The following is a 24,917-nucleotide window of genomic DNA, read 5'->3' as shown; positions in this document are numbered from 1 at the left end:
GCGAGGGCTAGTTGAGGTCGTCGGCCTTGAGGTAGCCGGAGTCGACGAGCTCCTTCTTGTAGTTGCTCTTGTCGACGTTCACCGGCTCGAGCAGGAAGGCCGGGACGACCTTGGCGCCGTTGTCGTACGTCTTGGTGTCGTTGATCTCCGGCTTCTTGCCCTTGAGGGCGGCGTCGACCATGCCGGCCGCCGACTTGGCGAGCAGCCGGATGTCCTTGAACACGGTCTGTGTCTGTTCGTCCGCCGCGATCGACTTCACCGAGGCGACCTCGGCGTCCTGGCCCGTGACGATCGGCAGCGGCTTGTTCTTGGAGCCGTAGTCGTCGGACTTCAGCGCCGACAGGATGCCGATCGAGATGCCGTCGTACGGCGAGAGCACCGCGTCGACGCGCTCCTTGCCGTACGTCGACGTCAGCAGGTCGTCCATGCGCTTCTGCGCGGTGCCGCCGTCCCAGCGCAACGTGGTGACCTGGTTGAGCTTGCTCTGCCCGGACTTCACGACGAGCTGCTTCTTGTCGATGTAGGGCTGCAGCACCTTCATCGCGCCGGAGAAGAAGTACTTGGTGTTGTTGTCGTCGTTGGAGCCCGCGAACAGCTCGATGTTGAACGGACCCTTCTTGCTGCCGTCCTTCAACCCGAGTTTCTCGACGATGTAGTTGCCCTGGAGGGTGCCGACCTTCTCGTTGTCGAACGAGGCGTAGTAGTCGACGTTCTCGGTGCCCAGGATGAGCCGGTCGTAGGAGATCACCGGGATGTCGGCTTCGGCGGCCTGCTGCAGCACGTTGTCCAGGGACTTGTTGTCGATGGCGGCGACGACCAGGGCGCTCACGCCCTGCGTGATCATGCCTTCGATCTGGGTGACCTGGGTGTCGGGGTCGTCCTCGCCGTAGACCAGCTTCGTCTTGTACCCGGCGGCCTCGAGCTCCCTGACCACGTTGGCGCCGTCGGCGATCCAGCGCTCGGAGGACTTGGTGGGCATGGCGATGCCGACCGTGGACCCCTTGGTGTCCTTCTTGTCCTCCTTGCTGCCGCCCTCGCCGGACTGCCCGCAGGCGGAGAGGGTCAGGGCGAGGGAGGCGGCCGCGGCGATGGCGGAGAGTGCGGCTCTGCGAGTGCGCATGATCATCAGTCCTTGTCGGTGTGGGAAGCGGGGGCAGGCGTGGGTGCAGGCGTGGATGCAGGAGTGGATGCAGGAGTGGGGAAGCGCCGGAGCTCGCCCGGCAGTCGCGAGCCGAGCGGCGACATGCCGCCGTCCGCGCCGTGCCGGGCCAGGAGATCGAGGACGAGACGGCCGCGCCGGACGCGTTCGCGGGCGGTGGCCAGGGTGTGGTCGCGCAGATGGGCGCCGTACGGGTAGATGCCGGGCGACTTGCTCAGCCCGAACTTCAGGTAGATCGGCGCCCCGCGCCGGATCAGCTCGGCCACCTCGTACATGCGGACGTAGCCGCCGAGGTCGTCGGGCGCCTCGACGTACATGTCCATGGGGGCGCGGCTGACCCGGCGGATCTCGCTGAGGTGGTCCAGGGTCAGATCGGACGGCACGTTGAGCGAGTCGGCGCCGAGCTGTTCGTACACGGCGTACGCGGCCGGGTTGACCGGGCCGGTCAGCGCGGACAGCTTCAGCGTGGTGCCGGCCGGCAACAGGCCCGCGACGCGCAGCCGGTGCAGCGTCCACAGCACGCCCTCGTCGGCGACGAGCAGACAGCGCACCCCCAACTCCGTTGCCCGCAGGGCGTCTTCGACGCAGCCGGCGAGCGCGTCGTGCCCGCGGGCGCGCAGCCCGGCGCCGCCGGAGTCGCTGCGGGTGGAGCCGCCGATGTCCCAGGTGCCGCGCGGCCCGGTGAACAGGCAGAGCTCGATGTCCCGCTCGGCGCAGGACTCCCGCATCTCGGTGATCTCGTCGTCGGTGAGCATCCAGACGCCGCTGCCCTGGCTGACCCGGTGCACGGGCAGATCGAGGCGGGCGCTCTCCTTGAGGACGACGGCCAGGGCCTCGGGGCCCTCCACCGAGGGGATCTCGGTGCGCCAGGTGCCGCCGTCGGGGAAGGTGTGGGGTGAGGCGTCGGCCGGTACGAGCGGGGGAGCGGGGTGGCCGATGCGGGCGAGTGCTTCGCCGCCGGGGCGGCGGGGGGCTGACGGGGCGGTCACGGGACTCCCAGATTGTTCGAGATTTCGGACGACGTTCGGATCTTGGGGTGCAAGTCGTTCAGTGCTCGGGGCGTTCAGTTCTTTGGGTGTACGGCGGTACGCGCGGTCAGGAGGCGGCGTACCGCCGTACGTATGGGGAGGGGGCCGGGAAGATCTCCGGCATGGGAGCGTCTAGGGGCGCAGCAGAACCTTGCCGGTCTTGGGATCGCCGCCGCCCACCAGGGCGATGGCCTCGCCGAAGCGCTCCAGCGGGAACTCATGGGTGATCAGCGGCGCGGGGTCGAGCAGGCCCAGGCCGAAGGCGCGCACGGCGTCCGACCAGGCCGCGGACGAAGCACCGAAGACGCTGCGGATCTCCAGCTGGCTCAGCGACAGATGCACCGGATCGATGCCGATCGCGCCGGGCGTGAACATCCCGGTGAGCACGACCCGTCCGCCCCTGCGCGCGAGCAGACAGGACGAGGCCGCCGTGGACGGCGCCCCCGCGGTCTCCACCACGAGGTCGAACCGCCCGTGCAGCGCCTCCGCCTCCTCGGGCGAGTGGCACTCGCTCGCCCCGAACCCCAGTGCCTGCTCCCCGCGCGCCACCCGCGGGTCGATCACCGCGAGCTCGGCGGGCGAGGCGGCGGAGAGGAGTTGCACCGCGAGCAGCCCGAGGGTGCCCGCGCCGACCACCGCGATCCGCTCGCCGGGCCGGGGCCGGGCGGCCCGCATCGCGGCGGCGATCACCGCGGAGGGTTCAAGAAGAGCGGCGGCCCGCAGATCGGCGTCGTCGTCCAGGGGGTGCAACAGGCGGGCGGGGACGGTGAGATGGTCGGCGAAGGCGCCCGGCTCGGTGAACCCGGTCTCCGCGTAGCCGCCGGTGCACAGGCTGGTCTCCCCGCACCGGCACCGCTCGCACACCCCGCAGGCGCGGAACCCCTCGGCCACCGTCCTGCGCCCCACCAGGGCCGGATCCACCCCGGCGCCGACCGCCTCGACGGTGCCGGACCACTCATGGCCGGGGACCACCGGGTAGCGGACGTACGCGGCGTCGCGATGCCCGTCGTACACCTCGCGGTCGCTCATGCAGATCCCGGCAGCGGCCACCCGTACCAGAACCTCGCCGGGCCCGGGGACCGGTATCTCGCGCTGGACGAGGCGGTGTTGGCCTGGACTCTCGATGACCAGGCTGCGGCCTCGGGCGGTGCTCACTTCGGGGCCCTTTGCTCCCAGCCCTCGGCCCACAGGTCGAACCGGGCCTTCTGCTGCGGGAATTCGGCCGCGGCGTCGACATCCAGCTCGACCCCGAGTCCCGGGGCGTGCGAGATCTCGAAGCAGCCCGTCTCCGGGTCCACCTGGGGGGCGCCCTTCACGACCTTCTTGATCTCCGCGTCCGCGAAGTCGTTGAAGTGCTCCAGGATCTTGAAGTTCGGTGTGCAGGCGGCCAGTTGGAGCGAGGCCGCCGTGAGTACCGAGCCGCCCACGTTGTGCGGGGCGACCAGCATGTAGTGCGTCTCGGCGGTCGCCGCCAGCTTGCGGGTCTCCAGGATGCCGCCGATGTGCCCGAGGTCGGGCTGGATGATGTCGGCCGCCTGCGACTCGAAGAGCTCGCGGAACTCGATCCGGTCATGGATCCGCTCGCCGGTGGCGACCGGGATGTCGACCTTCGCCGCCACCTTCTCCAGTGCCTTCAGGTTCTCCGGCGGCACCGGCTCCTCCAGCCACGCCGGCTTGAACGGCGCCAGCTCACGCGCGAGCCGGACGGCCGTCGACGGGCTGAACCGGCCGTGCATCTCCAGCATCAGCTCGGCGTCCGGCCCGATCGCGTCCCGTACCGCCTCGATCAACGAGACGGCGTACAGGCTCTGTTCGTGGTCGAGCTCGAAGTGCCCGGTCCCGAACGGGTCGATCTTCAGTGCCCGGTAGCCGCGCGCCACGACCTCCTGGGCGGCCTTGTGGTAGGCCTCCGGGGTGCGTTCGGTGGTGTACCAGCCGTTCGCGTACGCCTTGACCTTGTCGGTGACCTTGCCGCCGAGCAGCTGCCACACCGGTACGCCGAGCGCCTTGCCCTTGATGTCCCAGCAGGCCATCTCGATGACGGCGATGCCGGACATGACGATCTCGCCGGCCCGCCCGTAGTCGCCGTACTTCATGCGGCGCACGAGATCCTCGACCGCGAACGGATCGGAGCCCGCGAGGTGGTTGGCCTCGGCCTCGCGGAGATAGCCGATGAGCGCGTCGGTGCGGCCGAGCATGCGGGTCTCGCCGACGCCGGTGAGGCCTTCGTCGGTGTGGACGAGTACGTAGGTGAGGTTGCGCCAGGGCGTCCCGACGACATGAGTAGTGATTCCCGTGATGCGCACGGCAGTTGCCCCTGAGTGTCCGTAGGGTCTGTTCGAGATTTCGTCATGCGTTCGAAATGTTGGCGTGACCGTATTCAGGCACAGCCAGGGGTGTCAATGGGTCGCGCACTGCTCGATTCCGCAGGACCATGGGCGCGGGAGCGGCCGAGTGTGCGCAGGGGCATTGCCTGGTGAACCCGGCTGTGTCTAGCCTGTGTTCGTCATACCGGCCATTGACCGGAGTTTCGAACGCGAGGGGGGTGGTGGCCATGGGGCGTCTCGTCCCCGCGGTGACCAGGGCGCTGGATGTAATGGAACTGTTCCTGGAAGGCGACGGCACGCTCTCCGCCCCGGACATCACCCGCAAGCTCGGGCTGCCCCGCACCACGGTGCACGAACTCGTCACCACACTGGCGGCCCGCTCCTACCTGGTGCAGGTTCCCGAACAGCCCGGCCGCTTCCGCCTCGGCGTGCGCACGTACCAGCTCGGCAGCCGGTACGCGGAGCAGCTCGACCTCGCCGCGGAGGGGCAGCAGGTCGCCCGTGAGGTCGCCGAGACCTGCGACGAGACGGTGCACGTGGCGATACTCGAGGACCTGGACGTCATCTACATCGCCAAGGTCGACTCCATCCACGCGGTCCGCATGGTCTCGGCCGCCGGCCGCAGACTGCCCGCGCACTGCACCTCCGTGGGCAAGATGCTGCTCGCCTCGCTGCCCGCCGACGAACTGGACGCCCGCCTTGATGAGGAGGGCGAACTGGTCGCGATGACGCACAACAGCATCACCGACCACGACGCTCTGCGATCCGCCCTCACCGAGATCCGCGAGCGCGGCATCGCCCATGAGCACCGCGAGTCCAACCCGGACGTCAGCTGTGTCGCCGCCCCCGTGCGCGACAGCGCGGGACGGGTCGTCGCGGCCCTGTCCATCTCCGTACCCATGATCCGCTGGAACGAGGAGCGCGAGGCCGAGCTCGCCGAACTGGCCGCCAAGGGAGCCCGCGACCTCTCCCTGCGCCTCGGTCACCGCGGCGGCGGCCGATGAGACCCGACGTCGCGGTCCGCGAGAGCGCGGCACTGGGCGAGGGTCCGACCTGGGACGCGACGGCCGGCCGCCTCCTCTGGGTGGACATCCTCAACTCCCGTGTCCACACGTACGATCCGTCGAGCGGCCGCCGTACGGTCCTCGCCACCGAGCAGCACGTCGGCGCCGCCAAGCCCCGCGCGGGCGGCGGCCTGGTGGTCAACCTGCGCGACGGCATCGGCCTGTACGACGCCGACCTCGCCTTCTCCTGGCTGGCGCGCGACCCGGTCCCGGGCCGCCGGGGCAACGACGCGGCGATCGCCCCCGACGGCGCCCTGTGGGCGGGCACCATGCGCTACGACGAGGGCCCGGGCGGCGGAAACCTGACGCGCTTCGCCCCGGACGGCACCGGGACCGAGGTCTTCGGCGAGGTGTCCGTCAGCAACGGCATCGGCTGGAGCCCCGACGGGACCCTGATGTACTACGTCGACAGCCCCACCCGCCGCATCGACGTCTGCCGCACGGAGGGCCAACTCCCGCTCGACCGCCGCCCGTTGGCCACCATCGAGCCGGGCGCGGGCTACCCCGACGGACTCACCGTCGACGCCGACGGCTGCGTATGGGTCGCCCTCTGGGACGGCGCGCAGGTACGCCGCTACACCCCGTCCGGGACGCTGGACCGCGTCCTCGACCTGCCCGTGCGCCGCCCCACGGCCTGCACTTTCGGCGGCCCCGCGCTGCGTGACCTGTACATCACCACCGCCCGCACGGGCCTGGACAGTCCGCACCCGCTGTCGGGCTCGGTCCTGGTGGTGCCGGACGCGGGCCTCGGCGTGCGGGGGACGGCCTTCGCGGGGTGACGTGCCTCCCGCGCGCGACGTACTTGATGGACAGGTGTCCATGTATCCTGGACACCTGTCCATCAAGTACGAGTGAACGAAGGCCACGATGCAGACGACGGCGAACATCCTGGTCGGCCTCGTGGCCGCCCTGCACGCGTACATCCTGGTCCTCGAGATGTTCCTGTGGGAGAAGAAGCCGGGCCGGGGACTCTCCGGCTTCGACGCACCCATGGCGAAGGCCACCGCGCCGCTGGCCGCGAACCAGGGCCTCTACAACGGCTTCCTGTCCGCCGGGCTGGTCTGGGGCCTGATCGCCGACGACCCGACGGGCTTCCGGGTCCAGGTCTTCTTCCTCGCCTGTGTCCTCGTCGCCGGTCTGTACGGCGGCATCACGGCGAACCGGCGCATCCTGTTCGCCCAGGCGCTGCCCGGAGCGCTGGCCCTCGCCGCGGTCCTGGTGGCCGGATGACGGCCGCCGACCAAGGAGATCCACGGTCGGTCCGCACCCGGGCCAAGCTGCGGCGGGCGCTCCTGGAGGAGGGCGCGCGGCGCCCGCTGGCGGAGCTCGGCGTGGCCGCGCTGGCCCGCCGGGCCGGGGTCGGCCGGGCCACGTTCTACCTCCACTACGCCGACATGGAGGCGCTGGCCGTCGACGCCTGCGCCGATGTGGTCCGTGACGCCGTGGACGCGCTGCACGCCTGGCGGGGCGCCCCCGACCCCGCCTCTCCGCCGCCCGCTCTGCTCGCCTTCTTCGAAGGACTCACCCCGCATGCCGCGCTCTACCGGGAGCTCCTGCGCCCCGGCGGTGGCGGCCCGCTCGGCCGCGTGCTCCATCAGGATCTGCGCGCGCGCAGCCACGAAGAGCGCAGTCTGGCCGGAGCCCCCGAGCCCGAACTGATCGCCTCCGCCGTGGCCGCCACCTTCGCCGGAGTGCTGGCCGACTGGCTGCACGGACTCATCGCCGCGAGCGCCGACCAGATCGCGCACCAGGTCTGGCGGCTGCTCGTCACCTTGCACCGCACCCCCTTGAAGTGACGGCCGGCGCGACCGCTCCGGATCGCAGGCCGTCCAGAAACAGCGCCCCTGCCAGTAGCTGGCCACTGCCTCTGGGGCGCAGCCGCTGCTCGCGCAACGACGCGTCGAAGGCGCGCAGTTGCCCGTCGTCCCGGTCGGTCACGACGCCACACGCGTCCAGCACCTCCCTGGCCCCCGCCTGGACCGCCCGCAGGCCCGGCGGACCGGACGTGTGCAGCGGGCCGGTGTCCTGCAGGGTGCTCATCACGGTGAGCAGCGCGATCAGCCGGGCCTCCGGCTCGCGTCCACCCGCCCGCCGGGCCGTGCCCAGCGCCGTCAACGCCCGGCGCACATGCGGAAATCCGGCCTTGGCCTCGCCCCGGGCCCCCGCCGCCCCGAACCGCGAGGCGACCGACGCCCCCGCCGAGGGAACGCGGGGCGCCCGCCGGTCGGGGAAGGCCGCGATCCGCCCGGCCACCGCCGGCAACTCGGCCGGCGAGGTGCCGGGCTCCAGGGCGGCGGCCGCCACCAGCAGGCCCAGCGCGAAGACCGCGCCGTGGTGCGGGGAGCCGCCGCCCGCCGCTCGCGCCATGCACCGCTCCGCCGAGCGGCCGATCGCGCCGAGCTCCTCGCGGAGGGTGCGGGTGGGTGTTCCGGTGCGGCGGGCGGCGGCCGCCATCGCCGCGAAGCCGGGGGCGAGTGCGCCGGCCGACCAGCGCAGCGCGCCGAAGTCCGGTTCGCGGGTGTCCGGCAGGCCCGGCTTGGGCGTCAGCTCGGCGTGGGCCACCAACGCGTCCACCGCGGCCCGCGCCAGGGCCTCGTCCTCGCGGTGCACGGGCTAGGAGGACGCTGATGCGGTGGGCGCCCCGCCGGTCGGGGCCCCGCTCGGCGGCTCACCGCCTTCACCGCCGGCCGGAGGCTCACCTCCACCGCCCGCTCCACCGCCCGCGCCGGTGCTCTCGGCGTCCGGATCGATGCCGAGGACGATCGTGCCCCGGTACCCCTTCTCCGGCTTGTTCTTGTTGACCGCCGCGAGGGTCAGCAGACCGCTCGCCGCCCCCTTGCCGTCGTACACCATGTCGTCCGCGAGCCTGGTCCAGCTGCCGGTGTGCTGCGCGTACGGCTCGATCTCGAAGACCGACTGTGCGACGTCGTCGTCGAAGAACAGCTGCCCGGTGAAGTTGACCTTGCCGCCCTCGTACGTGCCGTCCGACTTCTCACCGCCGGTGTGCACCTTCACATGGATGTGGCAGGTGCGCGGCGTGTACCAGCCGGGGAAGATCGTCCTGAACCTGACGACGCCGTTGCCGCCCGCGACCTGGTAGCCGCGCAGGTACGTCTTGTCGTTCGCGGTGGAGCCGTCCTCGCTCTCCGCCGGTGCGCTGCCGCCCGGATTGGCCGTGGTGTAGCCGGAGTAGTAGCCCCAGGCGTCGCAGTGCCAGATCTCCACCGCGGCGCCCTTCACCGGACTGCAGGACTCCGTGGTGTCCTGCACGGTGATCTCCAGGTCCAGCGGGACGCCCGCCTTGCCCTCGGTGATGTCCTTGCGGACGAGCGCGTCGTCCAGGTAGTACGGCCCCTCGGTGACGCCGGCCATCAGCACGCACTGCCCGGCGGCCGCCGAGCTCTCGGAGTCGGCGGCAGCAGCGGTGGTGCCCTCGGTGGTGCCGGAATCGGTCGCGAAGGCGTGGAAGCCGACCGCGGCGACCGCACCCGCACCCGCCACGGCACCACCGCCGATGGCCAGCGCCCGACGCCTGCTCACCCTGTTGTCCGCGTGTTCTGCTGTCATGAACGAGACGCTAGGGAACGGATCTTGGCAGACGCTGGCCGCAGCCTGTCGTTCACCTGTGGCTGAACCAGCTCATCGCGGGCAGCGCCTTGTCGTCGTACCCGAACAGCGCCTGGTTCTCCCAGCCGTTCCCCGACGCCGGATCCGACGGGTCCCAGCCGTTGCCGGGGACCGCGGTCCAGGTCGACTCCCAGTAGAAGAGGCCGAGCCCGCGGCCGTTGGGGACGGCCTCCACGATGCTCGCCATGTCCTTCATCCATTTCGTCTGCCCGGCCGTCGAGGCCGGGTAGCCGGACACCAGCTCACCGGGGAGATTGATGATGTTCTCGTGCGAGTCCTCGCTGTCGAGCCGGAACGGGTACGCCGTCTCCGCGACGAAGACCGGCTTGCCGTAGCGGGCCGCCGCGTCGTCCAGGGTGGTCTGGAAGTCGGCGAGCGAACCGTGCCAGTACCCGTAGAAGGACAGCCCGATCACATCGAACTTCACGCCGTTCGCGACCGCGCCGTCGAACCACCAGCGGGTACCCGCCAGGTCGCCGCCCTTGGCGAGGTGCAGCGCCACGGGGGTGCCGGAGCTGACCGCCTTGACCGCGCCGTAGCCGGAGTTGAGCAGCCCGGCGAGCTGCGGCCAGTTGTCGGTGGAGCCCTCGGACCAGAGCATCCCGCCGTTGATCTCATTGCCGACCTGCACCATGTCGGCGGTGGTGCCCTGGGCCTTGAGGGCGCTCAGCACGTCGTAGGTGTGGTGGTAGACGTCGGTCTTGAGCTGGCTGTACGAGTGTCCGGCCCAGGCTGCGGGCTTGGACTGGGCGCCCGGGTCGGCCCAGGTGTCGGAGTAGTGGAAGTCGACCAGGAGCTTCATGCCCTGCGCCTTGACGCGCTTGGCCATCGCCAGGACGCGCGCCTTGTTGTTGTAGCCGTCGGCGGGGTTCACCCACACCTTGAGGCGGGCGTAGTTCTGTCCGGCGGACTTCAGGATGCCGAGCGCGTCAGCGCTCGTACCGGAACTGCTCCGGTAGACGCCGCCCTTGGCTTCGCTCTTGGCGAGTGACGAGACGTCGGAGCCCTTGATGGACAGGCCGGTCGAACCCGGGGTGAAGGTCAGGTCGTCCACGTTCAGCCAATTGCCCGCATTCGCATCGGAGTTGATGCTGATCGTGCACTGGTTGTTCGTCACCGCGACCGAGGTCACGATGCGGACCCAGCCGCTGCTGGAGACCGGCAGATCGGTGCGCTGCTCTGCGCTGCCGCAGTCCTTCAGCGCCAGGTACGCGGCGTTCTGACCGCCGCCCGAACGCACCCAGGCCGTCAGCGTGTACGTGCCGTTGGTGAGACCGGACAGGTACTGATAGGTCTCCACCTTGTAGGCCGAGGACGACCAGTGGCTGAGCCGGTAACTGCCCCCGTGCCCACCGGACTCGGTGAAGGAGGCGGCGTTCTGACCACCGGCGGAGTACGTCGACCAGCCGGCCGGCGTCGTGGTGCCGGTGGCGTCCGACTCGAAGCCGCCGTTGCCGGGCGTGGCGGCGGCGTGGGCCGGGGCGGCGGGCAGGGCGGTCAGTGCCAGGCCCGCCAACAGCGGTATCAGCGCGGCCCGTAGAGCGTGTCTCGCAGGAAGCATCGTCGTGTCCCTTCGACGAAGGCGGACGGGAATGGGGTACGGACATGCGGCGGCGCCGCGCCCGAGGGCTCGAACACGGCGCCGCCTTCACCGGCCGGGAGTTCCCCCATGGAATCCGGCCGGAGTCTTGAGCGGGTATCAGCCGTCGAGGCGTACGACCCGCACGGCGCCCGCGGGCACGGCGAGGCGCCCCGCGGCACGCTCGCCGGTGAGCAGCTCGGTGCCGGGTGCGTCCACCGGCACCTTCACCTCGGCGGCGGTGTGATTGACCGTGAACAGATACGTGCCCGACTCGCCGCTGCGGCGCACCACTTCGACATCGCGCGGCAGCTCGGCACGCGGCGCGATCCCGGCGTCCTCGCAGGCCGGGCCGAGCAGGGCGTCGAGGTCGCCGGCGCCGAGCCGGGTGGAGACGTACCAGGCGGAGCCCTCGCCGAGCCGGTTGCGCGTGACGGCCGGCAGTCCGGCGGCGGGCCCGTCGGCGTACGTCCACACGGTCTCGGCCCCGCGCGGCACCACGAACTCCGTCCATACGTCGCCGACCAGCGCCGAACCGTCGACGGCAGTGACCCGCACCTGCTGCCCGGCGAGCAACGGCGAGAACTCCTCGACGGTCAGGCCGAGTACGTCGCGCAGCGGTCCCGGATACGCGCCGGGATGCACGGCGTCGTGCTCGTCGACGATGCCGGAGAAGTAGGAGACGACGAGCGTGCCGCCCTGCTCGACATAGGCGCGCAGGTTGTCGCCCGCGGCCTGGGTCATCAGGTACAGGGCGGGCACGACGACAAGGGGATAAGCCGACAGATCGGCCTCCGGGTGGGCGAAGTCGACCGTCAAGTGGCGGTCGTACAGGGCCTCGTAGAAGCTGTCTGCGCGCTCGCGCGCGTCATGGTCCTCGCTCGGCCGCCACTGCAGGCTCTGCGCCCACCACGACTGCCAGTCCCACAGCACGGCGACATCGGCCACCGTCCGGGTCCCCTTGAGCGTGCTCAACGAGTCGACGGCAGCGCCGAGTTCGACCACCTCGCGCCACACCCGCGACTCGGTGCCCGCGTGCGGCAGCATCGCCGAGTGGAACTTCTCCGCGCCGCGCCGCGACTGCCGCCACTGGAAGAACATCGCGCCGTCCGAGCCGCGCGCCACATGGGCCAGGGAGTTTCGGGCCATCTCGCCCGGCGCCTTGGCCGGGTTGCGGGGCTGCCAGCTCACGCCCGAGGTGGCGTGCTCCATGAGCAGCCAGGGGGCGCCGCCCGCCACCGAGCGGGTGAGGTCGGCGGTCATGGCCAGATTGACGTGCGTACGACGGCCGTCGGTGATCAGGTAGTGGTCGTTGGAGACGAGGTCGACCTCGCGCCCCCACGCCCAGTAGTCGACGGTGTCGCACTGGCTCAGCGCGGTCATGAAGTTGGTGGTCACCGGTATGCCGGGGGACAGGCGGTGCAGGATGTCCCGCTCGGCCACGAAGTTCTCGCGCATCGTGGCGTCGGCGAAGCGCCGGTAGTCGAGCTCCTGCGCCGGATTGCCCACGGTCGGGGTCAGCCGGGGTGGGTTGATCTGCTCCAGGTCCGCGTACCGCTGGCCCCAGAAGGCCGTTCCCCAGGCCTCGTTGACGCCGTCGACCGTCTCGTACGTCGCCGCCAGCCAGCGGCGGAAGTGGGCGGCGCAGGTGTCGCAGTAGCAGGCCGAGACGGGGACGCCGTACTCGTTGTGCACGTGCCACAGCGCGAGCGCCGGGTGGGCGGCGTACCGCTCGGCGAGCCGCGTGGTGATGTCGGCCGCGGCCGCCCGATAGGCCGGACTGCTGTGGCAGATGGCGCCGCGTGAGCCGAACTCGTGGCGCACGCCGTCGGCGGTGACGGGCAGCGCCTCGGGGTGCTCGCGGTAGAACCAGGCGGGCGGCGCGACCGTGGGAGTGGCCAGGTCGACGCGGATGCCGTTCTCGTGCAGCAACTCGAGGAGCCGGTCGAGCCAGCCGAACTCGTGGACGCCCGGGGCGGGTTCGAGCAGCGCCCAGGAGAAGATCCCGACGCTCACCATCGTCACGCCGGCCTCGCGCATCAGCCGCACGTCCTCGGCCCAGACCGACTCGGGCCACTGCTCGGGGTTGTAGTCCCCGCCGAAGGCGAGCCGCGGCAGGCCCAAGGGGGTGCCCAGGGGAGTGCCCGTGGGAGTGCCCGTGAGAGGGGCGGCCTCGGGGGTCAACGGCATGGATCTCTCCCGGAAGTTCGATCATTTGGGAACGTGCACACACATCATCAGCGGTGTGAGCCCAACATAACCGCACAGCAACAACCATTGACAAGTGTCCTGGATGTTTCTCTACTGTGAACGCTCACAGAAGCATGGCAGGCCTCCGCGGCAGAGCGGAGGCCCAGCTCAGGGGAGATTGATCCATGCCACACAGATCCGCGCCCGTCAGGTCCAAGTCGCACGTGCTGCCGCACCGCCTCGTGGCCGTCGCCGCTGCCGCAGCCCTCGGCGCAACCGCCCTCACCGCCTGCGGTTCGTCCGACGACGGCGAGGCGGAATCGGGCCCGGTGTCGCTGACGTACTGGAGCTGGACGCCCGGCATGGACAAGGTCGTGGACCTGTGGAACGACGGTCCGGGCAAGAAGGACCAGATCTCGGTCACCTTCAAGAAGCAGGCGTCCGGCGACACCCTGGTCACCAAGATCCTCACCGCACACAAGGCCCACAAGGCGCCGGACCTGGTCCAGGCCGAGTACCAGGCCGTGCCGACCCTCGTCAGCAATGACGCCCTCGCCGACATATCCGGCGAAGTGGGCGACGCAAAGGGCAAGTTCGCCGACGGCGTCTGGCAACAGACCACCCTGGGCACCGACGCGGTGTACGGCATCCCGCAGGATTCCGGGCCGATGATGTTCTACTACCGCGCCGACCTCTTCAAGAAGTACGGCCTGCAGGTCCCGAAGACCTGGGACGAGTTCGCCCGAACCGCCCGAACCCTGAAGGAGAAGGCCCCCGACAGGGACCTCACCACGTTCTCCGCCAACGACTCCGGCCTCTTCGCGGGCCTCGCCCAGCAGGCCGGCGCCAAGTGGTGGACCACCTCGGGCGACAAGTGGAAGGTCGGCATCGACGACGCGGCCACCCGGAAGGTCGCCGACTTCTGGGGCGGGCTCGTCGAGGAGGGCGCCATCGACAACCAGCCCATGTACACGCCGGCCTGGAACAAGGCCCTCAACACCGGCAAGCAGATCGCCTGGGTCAGCGCGGTCTGGGCCCCCGGCACCCTCACCACCGGCGCCCCGGACACCAAGGGCAAGTGGGCCATGGCCCCGCTGCCGCAGTGGAGCGCGGGCGACGACGTCACCGGCAACTGGGGCGGCTCCTCCACCGCCGTCACCACCGACTCCAAGCACCAGGCGGCCGCCGCGAAGTTCGCCGCCTGGCTGAACACCGACCCGAAGGCGCTGGCCGCCCTGGTCAAGGAGGGCGGCATCTACCCCGCCGCCACCGCCGCCCAGACCAGCGGCGCACTCGCGCAGCCTCCGGCCTATTTCGCCAACCAGCCGGACTTCTACACCACCGCCGCGGGCATCGCGAAGAACACCGCACCCTCCGCGTGGGGCCCGAACGTGAACGTCGCCTACACCACCTTCAGGGACGCCTTCGGCGTCGCCGCCAAGGACAAGTCGGACTTCGGCGCCGCCCTGACCAAGATGCAGGACGAGACCGTCGCCGACCTCAAGAAGCAGGGCTTCGAGGTCGCGGAGTGACCAAGGCACGCCGGCAGTCGTACGGGGCCAAGGGCGCCCCGTACGGCTTCCTCCTCCCCGCGGGCATCCTCTTCGCCCTCTTCTTCGTCCTGCCCATCGGCTACGCGCTCTGGCTCAGCCTGCACAAGGTCGAGGTCAAGGGCCTCGGCCTCGGCAAGGGCGCCCGCAGCGAAGTCTGGGCCGGCCTCACGAACTACGCCGACGCCCTCACCGAATCCGAACTCCTGGCCGGCGCCCTGCGCGTCCTCGGCTACGGCGCGATCGTCATCCCCGTGATGCTCGGCCTCGCCCTGCTCTTCGCGCTGCTCCTCGACACCGAGCGGGTCCGCCTCGCCCCGTTCACCCGGCTCGCGATCTTCCTGCCGTACGCCATCCCGGGCGTCGTCGCGGCGCTGCTCTGGGGTTTCCTCTACCTCCCGGACGTCAGCCCCTTCTACTACGTCCTGGACAAGCTGGGCATGCCCCAACCGGACCTGCTCGACGGCGGACCCCTCTACCTCGCCCTGTCCAACATCGCGGTCTGGGGCGGCACCGGCTTCAACATGATCGTCATCTACACCTCACTGCGGGCCATCCCCGCCGAGGTCTACGAGGCGGCCAAACTGGACGGCTGCTCACCCCTGCAGATCGCCCTTCGGATCAAGATCCCGATGGTCGCACCCTCCCTGGTGCTGACCTTCTTCTTCTCGATCATCGCGACGCTCCAGGTGTTCAGCGAGCCCACCACCCTCAAGCCCCTCACCAACTCCGTGTCCACCACCTGGAGTCCGCTGATGAAGGTGTACCAGGACGCCTTCGGCAAGGGCGACCTCTACTCCGCGGCCGCCGAGGCCGTCCTCATCGCCGTCGTCACACTCGCCGCGTCCTTCGGGTTCCTGCGCGCCGCGAACTCCCGTACCAGACAAGGGAATGCCCGATGAGCGCGCCTCATGCGCCGGTCTCGCCCAGCGCATCCGCCACACGAAAGTCCGCCCCGGCCGCAGGCACCACCCCCGGCACAGCCCAGGGCCCGCCCCTGCGCCGCCGCATCGCCCTCGTCCCGACCGCCGCACTCCTGCTCGGCGCCCTGTACTGCCTGCTGCCCGTGCTGTGGGTGGTGATCGCCGCCACCAAGTCCGGCAGCGAACTCTTCTCCACCTTCACGTTCTGGCCCGGCACCGGCTTCACCCAGAACGTCAAGGACCTCTCCGCCTACCGCGACGGCGTCTACTGGCAGTGGATGGCCAACTCCGCCTTCTACGCGGGCATCGGAGCCCTGCTCTCCACCGCCGTCTCCGCGATCAGCGGCTACGCCCTCGCGATCTACCGCTTCCGCGGCCGCGAGACCGTCTTCAACGTCCTCATGGCCGGCGTCCTCATGCCCCCGGTGATTCTCGCCGTCCCGCAGTATCTGCTCCTGGCCAAGGCCGACTTGACGGACTCCTACGCCTCGGTCCTGCTGCCGCTGATCCTCTCCCCGTACGGCGTCTATCTGGCACGCATCTACGCTGCCGCCGCCGTCCCCGCCGACGTGGTGGAGGCCGGCCGGATGGACGGCGCGAGCGAATGGCGGATCTTCCTCCGCGTCGCGCTGCCGATGATGGTCCCGGGTCTGGTGACCGTCTTCCTCTTCCAGTTCGTGGCCATCTGGAACAACTTCCTGCTGCCGTACATCATGCTCAGCGACGACGAGAAGTTCCCGATCACGCTCGGCCTGTTCACCCTGCTCGAACAGGGCTCCAACACCCCGGCGTTGTACACCCTCGTCATCACCGGCGCACTCCTCGCGGTCGTCCCGCTGATCGCGCTGTTCCTCGTCATCCAGCGCTTCTGGAGCCTGGATCTGCTGTCAGGAGCCGTAAAGTCGTGACCATGAGCACTACCGGGGGACGGCGCAAGCCGCCGACGATCCACGACGTGGCCCGCGAGGCCGGCGTCTCGCGGGGCACGGTGTCGCGCGTGCTCAACGGCGGGCACTACGTCAGCCCGGCCGCGCAGCAGGCGGTCGACGCGGCCATCCGCAAGACCGGGTACGTCGTGAACCGGCACGCCCGGTCGCTGATCACCGGCCGGTCCGACTCGGTGGGGTTCCTGCTCACCGAGCCGCAGGAGCGGTTCTTCGAGGACCCCAACTTCAATGTCCTGCTGCGTGGTTGTACGCAGGCCCTCGCCGCCCACGACATTCCGCTGCTCCTGATGATCGCGGGCACGCCCGACGAGCGGCGCCGGATCACGCGCTACATCTCGGCGGGCCACGTGGACGGCGTCCTCCTGGTGTCCAGCCACTCCGGCGACCAGGTCGCTGCCGAGCTGCACGAGGCCGGGGTGCCGCTGGTGGCGTGCGGGAAACCCATCGGGCAGAGCGCCAAGGTGAGCTACGTCGCCGCGGACGACCGCGACGGCGCCCGCGACATGGTCCGCCACCTGCTCTCCCTCGGCCGTCGCCGGATCGCCACGGTGACCGGCCCGCTCGACACCCCCGGCGGTGTCGAACGCCTCGCGGGCTACCGGGAGGTCCTTGCCGAGGCGGGCATCGACGTGGACGAGAGCCTTGTCGTGTCCGGCGACTACAGCCGCGCGAGCGGTGAGGCCGCCGCCGAGCGGCTGCTCGCCGGGGCCCCGGACCTGGACGCGGTGTTCGTCGCCTCCGACCTGATGGCGCAGGGCGTCCTCACCGCACTGCAGCGGGCCGGGCGCAGCGTCCCGCAGGACATCGCGGTCGCCGGATTCGACGACTCGCCGGCGGCCACCTCGGCGAACCCGAGCCTCACCACCATCCGTCAGCCCTGGGACCGGATCAGCGCCGAGATGGTCCGGGTGCTGCTGGCCCAGATCGGCGGCGAGGACCCGGCGGCGGTGATACTCCCGACGGAGCTGGTGCAGCGCGAGTCGACGTGAGCCGAGGGGGAGCGGGCGGAGGGCCGTCAGGCGCCTTCGGCCCGCTTCTTGAGCGCTTCGTTGAGCGCCTCGAAGTCGGCGACCGAACGCTCGATGACCTTGCCGAAGAGGGGAACGAGCAGCCCTCGGAAATCCTCGCTGTGCACCAGCTCGGTGCCGCCGTCCTCGAGTGCGGTGAGCCGGAATCGGTGGGTGCCGTCGAAGATGCCCGGGACGAGCAGGTGCCCTATCCAGGCCAGCTCCTGACCAGGTGCTGCAGCCAGTACCTTCGGCTTGAAGGTCATCGGGCGCCCCTTGGCCGGGAACATGCGCAGGTTCAGCCTGGCCCCCTCGGCCGGGTCGCCGGCGGCCTCGCGGATGAAGGGATTCCAGTCGGCGTAGGCAGGGAGATCGGTGAGGATCTCCCAGACTCTGGCGGGGTCGGCGTCGATACGGACGGTGGTGGAAATGCTCCGCATGCGTGGGTCCTCGGATCTCGATGGGGTGTGCCCGGTCGAAGGCGAAGGCCGCATAGTGCCATGCCCCACCCGGCGTTGACCAGCAGTTTTGTCCGCACCGTGGGCACCCCTTGACCTTGTCCTCAGGGGCAAGGTCTAGCTTTGCCGCAGGGGAGGACGACATGAAGATCGGCGAACTGGCACGGCGTGCGGACACGACGGCCAAGGCGGTGCGCTACTACGAGACGCTGGGCCTCATCACGCCCGAGCGCCAGGCCAACGGCTACCGCGCCTACGGCGAACACGACGTGCGCCTGGTTCGCGAGATCCGGGCACTCAGCGCGCTCGGCATCCCCGTCGAGGGCACCCAGCCGTTCCTGGAATGTCTCGCGGCAGGCAGCGCCCACGGCGACGACTGCCCGGCCTCCCTGGCCGGATACCGGACGGCCATAGACGAACTCACCACGCGGATCGAGGCGTTGACGGAGCGCCGCGACACCCTCACCCGGCAGCTGAAGCAGGCCGCGTACCGCAACAGCGGCGTGCCGCCGCACGACAAGGAGCGCCCCGAGATGTCCGAGACGGCAAGCAGCTCGCTCACGCAGCTCCCCGCCGGCCTGCCCGTCCCCGAGGACGACGGCGGGGCCGCCCACCTGCCCGGCCTGCCCGCACCCCGGATCGCCCTGCCCGGTACGGCGGGTGACACGGTCCGCCTCGACGCGCTCGGCGCGGGCCGTACCGTGCTCTACCTCTATCCGCTCACCGGCCGCCCCGACACCGACCTGCCGGAGGGCTGGGACGCCATCCCCGGTGCGCGTGGCTGCACCACCGAGGCCTGCGACTTCCGTGACCACCATCAGGAGCTGCTCGACGCCGGGGCGACGGGCGTGTTCGGTCTGTCCAGTCAGGGCACCGGCTATCAGCAGGAGCTCACCGCCCGGCTCCGGCTGCCGTTCGCGATGCTCTCCGACCCGGAGCTGAGCCTCGCCGCGACCCTGGACCTGCCCACCTTCACCGCCGGCGGCCTGCCGCTGTACAAGCGGCTGACGCTGATCGTGCGGGACGGGATCGTCGAGCACGCCTTCTACCCGATCTTCCCGCCGAACGAGCACGCCCGGCAGGTCCTGTCCTGGCTCCGCTCCCACCCCGCCTGAACCCGACCCCGGCGCTGAGTCAGCCCACGCCGTCCGCCGCCGCCTGCTCAAGCAGCGCCTCGGTCAGCGCCTCGGCGTACGGCTGCGGCCGTCGTCTGCGTGCGGTCGCGATGCCGATGTACCGGGCGGGCCGGGGCGGCTCGATCGGTACGGTGCGCACTTCCGGCAGCTCCGGTGCCAGGGCCACGGACGGGACGAGCGAGACCCCGACGCCCGCGGCGACCAAGGAACGGGCGAAGAAGTAGTCGGTCGTGCTCGCCCGCACCCGTGGCTCGAAGCCCGCGGTGGCGGCGTAACGGCGCAGATACGCCTCGGTCTTGAGGCAGCCGAGCACCCAGGGCTCGGCCGCCAGCTCGGCGAGGCCCACCGAAGTCTGCCCGGCCAGGCGGTGGCCCTCGGGGACGACGACGGACAGCGGGTCGTCCATGAGCGGGGTCCATTGCAGGCCCGAGCGGTCGCCGGGCCGCACGGGCAGCGGGCCGTCGAAGTGGTACGCGACCGCCAGGTCGGCGGCGGACTGCCGGACCATCGGCAGGCTGTCCTCGGGCTCGCGCTCCACCAGATGCAGCTCGACCTCCGGATGGCGCCCGGCGAACCTTGCGAGGGCCCCCGGCAGCAGCACTCGCCCGCCGCTGCCGAAGGTGGCGACGGTGAGCGTGGGCCGCTCGGCCGTGAGCCGACCGATCCGCTCCTGGGCGTGCGCCAGCTCGGCCGCCACCGCCTCCGCGGCCTCCACCATGATCCGGCCGGACTCGGTCAGGACGACGCCGCGCGTGCTGCGCTCGACGACCGGTGAGCCCACCGCCCGCTCCAGCGCGGCCACTTGTTGCGACACGGCGGAGGGCGTGAGCAGCAGCTCGGTCGCGGCCCGGTTGAAGCTGCCGTGCTCCGCCACGGCGCGCAGGATCCGCAGCCGCTGGACATCGATCAACAGTTTTCCTTAATGCGCATGAAGCAGGTCACCAGTTCCGCTGGTGATCGTAGTCGGTCAGGGTGGGGCCATGAACAAGGCACTGAGCAAGGCACTGAACAAGGCGCAGAACGAGGCGCAGAACAAGGCACTGAACATCGGCGTCATCGGTGGCAGCCGCTACTTCGGCAAGCGCCTGGTCGGGCAACTGCAGGCTGCGGGCCACCGGCTCACCGTGATCAACCGGGGCTCCACCACACCGCCGCCCGGCGTGGAGCACCTCGTCGTCGACCGCGACGACGAGGCGGCCCTGACCGAGGCGCTGGGCGACCGCACCTTCGACGTCGTCATCGACCAGGTCTGCTACACCCCGGTACAGGCCGCCATCGCCGCCCGTGCCTTCGCGGGACGCACCGGCCGCTACGTCATGACCTCCACCATCGAGGTCTACGACCCGGCGACCACGGATCGGCTCGACGCGACCGAGGGCGAACCGCTGCGCGAGACGACAGTGGACCCGGCCGCCTGGCCGATCGACCTCGCCCTGCCCTGGCACGACGCCGCCTACCTGGAAGCCCACTACGCGGAGGGCAAGCGGCAGGCCGAGGCGGTGTTCACGCAGCACGGCGGGCTGCCGTTCGTGTCGGTGCGCAGCGCCCATGTCCTGGGCGGCGGGGCCGAGGAGTTCACCGGCCGCCTCGACCACTACGCGGGGCGCGTCCTGCGCGGCGAGACGATCGACGTCCATCGCGGCGCCGCCTCGCCGACGGTGTTCATCCACCACCGCGAGATCGCCGACCTGCTGGCGTGGGCGGCGCTCGGCGACTTCACCGGACCGGTCAACGCCGCCTCGCACGGGTTGCTGGACGTACGCGACTTCAGCGCCGTCGTCGCCGCGCGGACCGGACGTGAGCCGGTGTACCGCGAAGTGGCCGCGGACGCCTCGCCGTTCTCCTTCGACCGGTTCTACGCGATGAGCAATGCCCGCGCCGAACAGCTGGGCTTCCGCTTCACACGCACCGCCGACTGGCTGCCCGGCGCGGTCGACGAGACCCTCGCCGCACATGAAGCGCTCACCGCTGCCTTCGCCTAGACAGCGTTCGTACGCAACCGAAGAGGATTCCCCGTGCAGCACCGCACCATCGGCGACTTCACCGTCGGCGCCATCGGCCTGGGCGCCATGCCCCTGTCCATCGAGGGCCGGCCCGACGAGGAGCGCGCCCTCGCCACGATCCACGCCGCCCTGGACGCGGGCGTCACACTCATCGACACCGCCGACTCCTACCACTGGTACGCGGACGAGGCGGGCCACAACGAACTGCTCGTCGCCCGCGCCCTGGCGAGCCACGGCGGTGACACCTCCGACGTCCTGGTCGCCACCAAGGGCGGCCGCGGCCGGCCCGGCGACGGCTCCTGGACGGTCACCGGCACCCCTGCCCACCTCAAGCGCGCCTGCGAGGCCTCGCTCAAGCGCCTGGGCGTCGAGGCGATCGGCCTCTACCAGCTGCACAAGCCCGACCCGGACGTCCCCTGGGCCGAATCGGTCGGCGCACTCGGCGACCTCCTGGACGAGGGCAAGATCCGCAGCGTCGGCTTGTCCAATGTGTCCAACGCCCAGATCCGTGAGGCCCGTTCACTCCTCGGCGACGGGCTCGTCTCCGTGCAGAACCAGTACTCGCCGGCCGTCCGGGACAGCGAGCCCCAGCTGCGCCTCTGCGCCGAACTGGGCCTGGCCTTCCTGCCCTGGAGCCCGCTCGGCGGCCTCTCCCGCAGCTCCCTGGACGGCCCGTCCGGCGCGGTCTCCGCGGGCACCGCCTTCCACCGGGTCGCAGCCGAACGCGGCATCAGCCCCCAGCAGGTCGGCCTGGCCTGGCTGCTGGCCCGCTCCCCGGCGATGATCCCCGTGCCCGGATCCAGCCGGCCCGCCTCGATCCGGGACTCGGCGGGGGCCGCCGAAGTCGCGCTGGACGAGCGGGAGTCGGCGCTGCTCGACGCGGCGGTGGACGCGGGCTGATCCGCGTACCGCCAGAACTGGCCCGCGTACCGCCAGAACCCCTGTCAGGGTCGCGGCCAGGGCCGCCCCTCCAGGCGCTCGATGTCCCGGTTGAAGCGGTTCAGGGCGGCGGCGAAGTCGGCCACCTCGTCGGGACTCCAGTCGGCCAGGACCTTCTCGAGCCCCTGGATGTTCCGTGCGCGGTCGGATTCCAGGCTGTCCTCGCCCGCCTGAGTGATCCGGAACTTGCGGGCGATGCCGCCCTCGGGGTCGGGGATCCGCTCGACGAGTCCGGCGCGCAGCATGGCAGCGGTCTGCCGATTGAGCGTCGAGGTGTCGAGACCGAAGGCCTCACTCAATTCGCTGATCGACAACGGGCCGTCCATCCGGATGCGGGTGAGCAGCAGATAGGCGCTGCGATCGAGTTGCCAATGCGGCTTCCGCGAGCGTGCGCTCGACAAATAGTCGTGCCGACTGAGCAGCATGGTCTCGAACTCGACCTGCTGTGTGGGCTTGTCGGTCTTGGCCATCAGTGGCGTCCCTCCCGGTCCCGTCCGGGCCCGCCGTGAGCTGGGGTGTTACCCGGTCAGGTATATCACGCCGGATATGCACCATGCATTGATTGTGCATCATGCATATCGCATGTACGGTGCATGTCCTCACGGCCTGGAACCGCTGTGCCTGACGAAAGCTGGGGAATGCCCAATGGTTGACACCGAACCCGACGGCCGCGCGGGGCGCGTCGTCGGCGTGCTCGCCCTCGCGGGCATCGTGGCCGCGCTGATGCAGACGCTGGTGGTGCCGCTGATCGGGGACCTCCCGAAGCTTCTGGACACCAGCGCTTCCAACGCGTCGTGGGTGGTCACGGCCACCCTGCTGTCCGCGGCCGTGGCCACGCCCGTGGCCGGCCGGCTCGGTGACATGTACGGCAAGCGGCGCATGCTGCTCGCCTTGACGGTGCCGCTCATCGCGGGCTCGGTGGTGTGCGCGCTGTCCTCGTCCGTGGTCCCGATGATCGTCGGGCGGGGCCTGCAGGGCCTGGGCATGGGCGTGGTGCCGCTCGGCATCAGCCTGCTGCGGGACGTGGTGCCGCCGGCGAAGCTGGGGTCGTCCATCGCGCTGATGAGCGCGTCGATGGGGGTGGGCGGTGCGCTGGGGCTGCCGTTCTCCGCGGCGATCGCCGAGAACGCCAGCTGGCGGATGCTGTTCTGGATCACCGGCGCGCTGGCCCTCGTGGTCGCCGCGGCCGTCTGGCTGTACGTACCGGCGGGTGAAGTGCGCACCGTGGCAGGGCGGTTCGACGTTCCCGGCGCGGTCGGCCTCGGCGTCGCCCTGATCAGCCTGCTGCTCGCCGTGTCCAAGGGCGCCGACTGGGGCTGGGGGAGCGGCACCACGCTCGGGCTGTTCGCCGTCGCGGTCCTGGCGCTGCTGGTCTGGGCCTGGTGGGAGCTGCGCACGAAGGAGCCGCTGGTCGACCTGCGCGTCACCGGCCGCCCTCAGGTGCTGATGACCAACGCGGCCTCGATCCTGGTCGGCTTCGCGATGTACGCCCAGTCGCTGGTGGTGCCGCAGCTGCTGCAGCTGCCGGAGGCCACCGGCTACGGACTCGGCCAGTCGATGATGGCCATGGGCCTGTGGATGGCCCCGGCCGGCCTGATGATGATGGCCCTCTCGCCGCTCGGCGCGAAGCTCTCGGCGGCCCGCGGCCCCAAGGTCACGCTGTCCGTGGGCAGCCTGGTGATCGCCGTCGGGTACGCCTCCGCGCAACTGCTGCTCGGCTCGACCTGGGGCCTCCTCGTCGTCACCCTCATCTGCAACACGGGCGTCGGTCTCGCGTACGGGGCCATGCCCGCCCTGATCATGGGAGCGGTGCCGCAGCACGAGACCGCCTCGGCCAACAGCTTCAACACCCTGATGCGTTCGATCGGCAGCTCCGTGTCGGCCGCCGTGATGGGTGTGGTGCTCGCCCAGCTGACGACGGACTTCGGCGGCCACGCCCTGCCGTCCGAAGCGGGCTTCCGGGTCGCCCTGGTGATCGGCGCCGCGGTCGGCCTCGCGGCGGCGGCCGTCGCCGCGCTCATTCCGGTACGGCCCGCCGCACCGGCCCTCGCGCAGGAGCCGACGCCCGAACCGAGCCCGGCCGCCGGCTGACGCCCCGCCCCACTCGCCGCAGACCGCAGAGAGCAGGCCCCACATGAGCACAGTCCAGGGTGACTTCGCCGACCGGAGCGTCATCGTCACCGGATCCGGCTCCGGCATCGGCCGGGCCGCCGCGCTCGCCTTCGCCGCGCGCGGCGCCAAGGTGGTTATCGCCGACCTGAACGCCGAACGCGCCGCACAGGTCATCGCCGAGATCGAGGCCGCGGGCGGCACGGCCCTCGCGGTCGTCGGCGACCTCGGCGAACAGGCCGTGGTCGACGACGTGGTGCGTACGGCCGTGAAGACCTTCGGCGGCATCGACGTACTGGTCAACAACGCCGGGATCATGGACACCATGTCGGCCGCCGCCGAGGTCACCGACGCCGAGTGGGAGCGGGTGATCCGGATCAACCTCACCGCGCCGTTCCTGCTGACCCGGGCCGCCCTGCCGCACATGCTGGAAGTCGGCCGCGGCGCCATCGTGTTCACCGCCTCCGAGGCGTCCTTGCGCGGCAGCGCCGCCGGAGCCGCCTACACCGCGGCCAAGCACGGCATCGCGGGCCTGGCCAAGTCCCTCGCGGTGACGTACCGCAACAAGGGCATCCGTACGAACGCCGTCGCCCCCGGCGGCACGATCACCAACATCGAGCTGAACATCGACGCCGAGGCGCCCGGCCCACAGGCGCTGTTCCCCTACATGGGCAACGTCGGGGAGCCGGCAGCGGCACAGACGCAGGCCGCCGCGATCGTGTTCCTGGCCTCCGAGGCGGCGAGCAACATCAACGGGGTCGTGCTGCCGGTGGACGGCGGCTGGTCCGCCGTCTGAACCGGCGGGCGGGCAGGGGGTGTTGGCGGAAGGCAGGCCGTCGGCGTCCCCTGCCTCAGCTGCCTCGTGCCGCCC

At 70.9% G+C, this 24,917-nt stretch carries 24 protein-coding genes; 13 read left to right on the top strand and 11 right to left on the bottom strand.

Annotated features, from left to right (window positions below; all coding sequences use genetic code 11):
* Positions 1-7: 7 nt before the first annotated feature.
* The 4 genes from chvE to OG430_RS05770 form a co-directional block, all read right to left on the bottom strand.
* The gene (gene chvE / locus OG430_RS05785; RefSeq protein ID WP_327351327.1) at positions 8-1,120 is read right to left on the bottom strand and encodes a multiple monosaccharide ABC transporter substrate-binding protein; all 1,113 of its coding nucleotides are present in this window, start codon (positions 1,118-1,120) and stop codon (positions 8-10) included.
* Between the two features lie 5 nt (positions 1,121-1,125).
* Positions 1,126-2,148, bottom strand: coding sequence for a hypothetical protein (locus tag OG430_RS05780; protein ID WP_327351326.1), 1,023 nt, complete (start codon positions 2,146-2,148; stop codon positions 1,126-1,128).
* Positions 2,149-2,319: 171 nt separating this feature from the next.
* Positions 2,320-3,342: a zinc-dependent alcohol dehydrogenase gene (locus tag OG430_RS05775; RefSeq protein WP_327351325.1), complete on the bottom strand. Its 1,023-nt coding sequence runs from the start codon at positions 3,340-3,342 to the stop codon at positions 2,320-2,322.
* Complete coding sequence (locus OG430_RS05770) at positions 3,339-4,493, bottom strand: mandelate racemase/muconate lactonizing enzyme family protein (RefSeq protein WP_327351324.1); 1,155 nt, start codon at positions 4,491-4,493, stop codon at positions 3,339-3,341. Before OG430_RS05770 ends, OG430_RS05775 begins: the two co-directional genes overlap by 4 nt.
* Before the next feature lie 248 nt (positions 4,494-4,741).
* On the opposite strand from OG430_RS05770, the gene OG430_RS05765 reads away from it, so the two are divergent.
* The 4 genes from OG430_RS05765 to OG430_RS05750 all read left to right on the top strand — a co-directional run bounded on the left by OG430_RS05765 (position 4,742) and on the right by OG430_RS05750 (position 7,374).
* On the top strand, positions 4,742-5,518 hold the full coding sequence (locus OG430_RS05765; protein WP_327351323.1) for an IclR family transcriptional regulator: 777 nt from the start codon (positions 4,742-4,744) through the stop codon (positions 5,516-5,518).
* The gene (locus tag OG430_RS05760) at positions 5,515-6,357 is read left to right on the top strand and encodes an SMP-30/gluconolactonase/LRE family protein (protein ID WP_327351322.1); all 843 of its coding nucleotides are present in this window, start codon (positions 5,515-5,517) and stop codon (positions 6,355-6,357) included. Before OG430_RS05765 ends, OG430_RS05760 begins: the two co-directional genes overlap by 4 nt.
* An 88-nt stretch (positions 6,358-6,445) precedes the next feature.
* Positions 6,446-6,808 carry a DUF1304 domain-containing protein gene (locus OG430_RS05755; protein ID WP_327351321.1) on the top strand — a complete coding sequence of 121 codons (363 nt, stop codon included), beginning with the start codon at positions 6,446-6,448 and terminating at the stop codon, positions 6,806-6,808.
* The gene (locus OG430_RS05750; protein ID WP_327351320.1) at positions 6,805-7,374 is read left to right on the top strand and encodes a TetR/AcrR family transcriptional regulator; all 570 of its coding nucleotides are present in this window, start codon (positions 6,805-6,807) and stop codon (positions 7,372-7,374) included. Before OG430_RS05755 ends, OG430_RS05750 begins: the two co-directional genes overlap by 4 nt.
* Here the strand turns inward: OG430_RS05750 and OG430_RS05745 are convergent.
* From OG430_RS05745 to OG430_RS05730, 4 genes are all read right to left on the bottom strand, one after another.
* Positions 7,346-8,188, bottom strand: a complete 843-nt coding sequence (locus OG430_RS05745; protein ID WP_327351319.1) for a triphosphoribosyl-dephospho-CoA synthase — start codon at positions 8,186-8,188, stop codon at positions 7,346-7,348. The genes OG430_RS05750 and OG430_RS05745 overlap by 29 nt on opposite strands.
* A gap of 3 nt (positions 8,189-8,191) precedes the next feature.
* Positions 8,192-9,145, bottom strand: a complete 954-nt coding sequence (locus OG430_RS05740) for an intradiol ring-cleavage dioxygenase (RefSeq protein WP_327351318.1) — start codon at positions 9,143-9,145, stop codon at positions 8,192-8,194.
* A gap of 52 nt (positions 9,146-9,197) precedes the next feature.
* On the bottom strand, positions 9,198-10,766 hold the full coding sequence (locus tag OG430_RS05735; RefSeq protein WP_327351317.1) for a glycoside hydrolase family 53 protein: 1,569 nt from the start codon (positions 10,764-10,766) through the stop codon (positions 9,198-9,200).
* Positions 10,767-10,904: 138 nt separating this feature from the next.
* Entirely contained in the window at positions 10,905-12,974 is a 2,070-nt protein-coding gene (locus OG430_RS05730; RefSeq protein WP_327351316.1) for a beta-galactosidase, read from the bottom strand.
* A 185-nt stretch (positions 12,975-13,159) separates the two neighbouring features.
* Between OG430_RS05730 and OG430_RS05725 the strand changes: the two genes are divergently transcribed.
* Genes OG430_RS05725 through OG430_RS05710 form a run of 4 tightly spaced genes read left to right on the top strand, consistent with a single transcriptional unit; the run spans position 13,160 to position 17,383 of the window.
* Positions 13,160-14,506, top strand: a complete 1,347-nt coding sequence (locus tag OG430_RS05725; RefSeq protein ID WP_327351315.1) for an extracellular solute-binding protein — start codon at positions 13,160-13,162, stop codon at positions 14,504-14,506.
* Positions 14,503-15,426 (top strand): carbohydrate ABC transporter permease, encoded by a 924-nt coding sequence (locus tag OG430_RS05720; RefSeq protein WP_327351314.1) that lies wholly within the window; start codon positions 14,503-14,505, stop codon positions 15,424-15,426. Before OG430_RS05725 ends, OG430_RS05720 begins: the two co-directional genes overlap by 4 nt.
* On the top strand, positions 15,423-16,355 hold the full coding sequence (locus tag OG430_RS05715; RefSeq protein WP_327351313.1) for a carbohydrate ABC transporter permease: 933 nt from the start codon (positions 15,423-15,425) through the stop codon (positions 16,353-16,355). The genes OG430_RS05720 and OG430_RS05715 overlap by 4 nt, the downstream gene beginning before the upstream one ends.
* The gene (locus OG430_RS05710) at positions 16,352-17,383 is read left to right on the top strand and encodes a LacI family DNA-binding transcriptional regulator (protein WP_327351312.1); all 1,032 of its coding nucleotides are present in this window, start codon (positions 16,352-16,354) and stop codon (positions 17,381-17,383) included. Before OG430_RS05715 ends, OG430_RS05710 begins: the two co-directional genes overlap by 4 nt.
* Positions 17,384-17,409: 26 nt before the next feature.
* Here the strand turns inward: OG430_RS05710 and OG430_RS05705 are convergent, their stop codons facing one another.
* Positions 17,410-17,841, bottom strand: coding sequence for an SRPBCC domain-containing protein (locus tag OG430_RS05705; protein ID WP_327351311.1), 432 nt, complete (start codon positions 17,839-17,841; stop codon positions 17,410-17,412).
* A 161-nt stretch (positions 17,842-18,002) separates the two neighbouring features.
* Between OG430_RS05705 and OG430_RS05700 the strand changes: the two genes are divergently transcribed.
* Complete coding sequence (locus OG430_RS05700; protein WP_327351310.1) at positions 18,003-18,974, top strand: MerR family transcriptional regulator; 972 nt, start codon at positions 18,003-18,005, stop codon at positions 18,972-18,974.
* A 19-nt stretch (positions 18,975-18,993) separates the two neighbouring features.
* On the opposite strand, the gene OG430_RS05695 is transcribed toward OG430_RS05700, so the two are convergent.
* Positions 18,994-19,905: a LysR family transcriptional regulator gene (locus tag OG430_RS05695; RefSeq protein ID WP_327351309.1), complete on the bottom strand. Its 912-nt coding sequence runs from the start codon at positions 19,903-19,905 to the stop codon at positions 18,994-18,996.
* 70 nt (positions 19,906-19,975) lie between these two features.
* On the opposite strand from OG430_RS05695, the gene OG430_RS05690 reads away from it, so the two are divergent.
* Positions 19,976-20,977 (top strand): NAD-dependent epimerase/dehydratase family protein, encoded by a 1,002-nt coding sequence (locus OG430_RS05690; protein ID WP_327351308.1) that lies wholly within the window; start codon positions 19,976-19,978, stop codon positions 20,975-20,977.
* A gap of 33 nt (positions 20,978-21,010) precedes the next feature.
* Positions 21,011-21,898, top strand: coding sequence for an aldo/keto reductase (locus OG430_RS05685; RefSeq protein ID WP_327351307.1), 888 nt, complete (start codon positions 21,011-21,013; stop codon positions 21,896-21,898).
* 44 nt (positions 21,899-21,942) lie between these two features.
* Here OG430_RS05685 and OG430_RS05680 read toward each other — a convergent pair whose 3' ends face one another.
* Positions 21,943-22,407 (bottom strand): MarR family winged helix-turn-helix transcriptional regulator, encoded by a 465-nt coding sequence (locus OG430_RS05680; protein ID WP_327351306.1) that lies wholly within the window; start codon positions 22,405-22,407, stop codon positions 21,943-21,945.
* Positions 22,408-22,582: 175 nt separating this feature from the next.
* Here OG430_RS05680 and OG430_RS05675 point away from each other — a divergent pair, with 175 nt between their 5' ends.
* Positions 22,583-24,028: an MFS transporter gene (locus tag OG430_RS05675; RefSeq protein WP_327351305.1), complete on the top strand. Its 1,446-nt coding sequence runs from the start codon at positions 22,583-22,585 to the stop codon at positions 24,026-24,028.
* 43 nt (positions 24,029-24,071) lie between these two features.
* Positions 24,072-24,842 (top strand): SDR family NAD(P)-dependent oxidoreductase, encoded by a 771-nt coding sequence (locus OG430_RS05670; RefSeq protein WP_327351304.1) that lies wholly within the window; start codon positions 24,072-24,074, stop codon positions 24,840-24,842.
* Positions 24,843-24,917 lie beyond the last annotated feature (75 nt).

The sequence above is a fragment of the Streptomyces sp. NBC_01304 genome, from assembly GCF_035975855.1.
Lineage (GTDB): Bacteria > Actinomycetota > Actinomycetes > Streptomycetales > Streptomycetaceae > Streptomyces.
The sequence above is the reverse complement of the archived record's forward strand: the minus strand, read 5'-3'. Positions and strand labels throughout refer to the sequence as shown.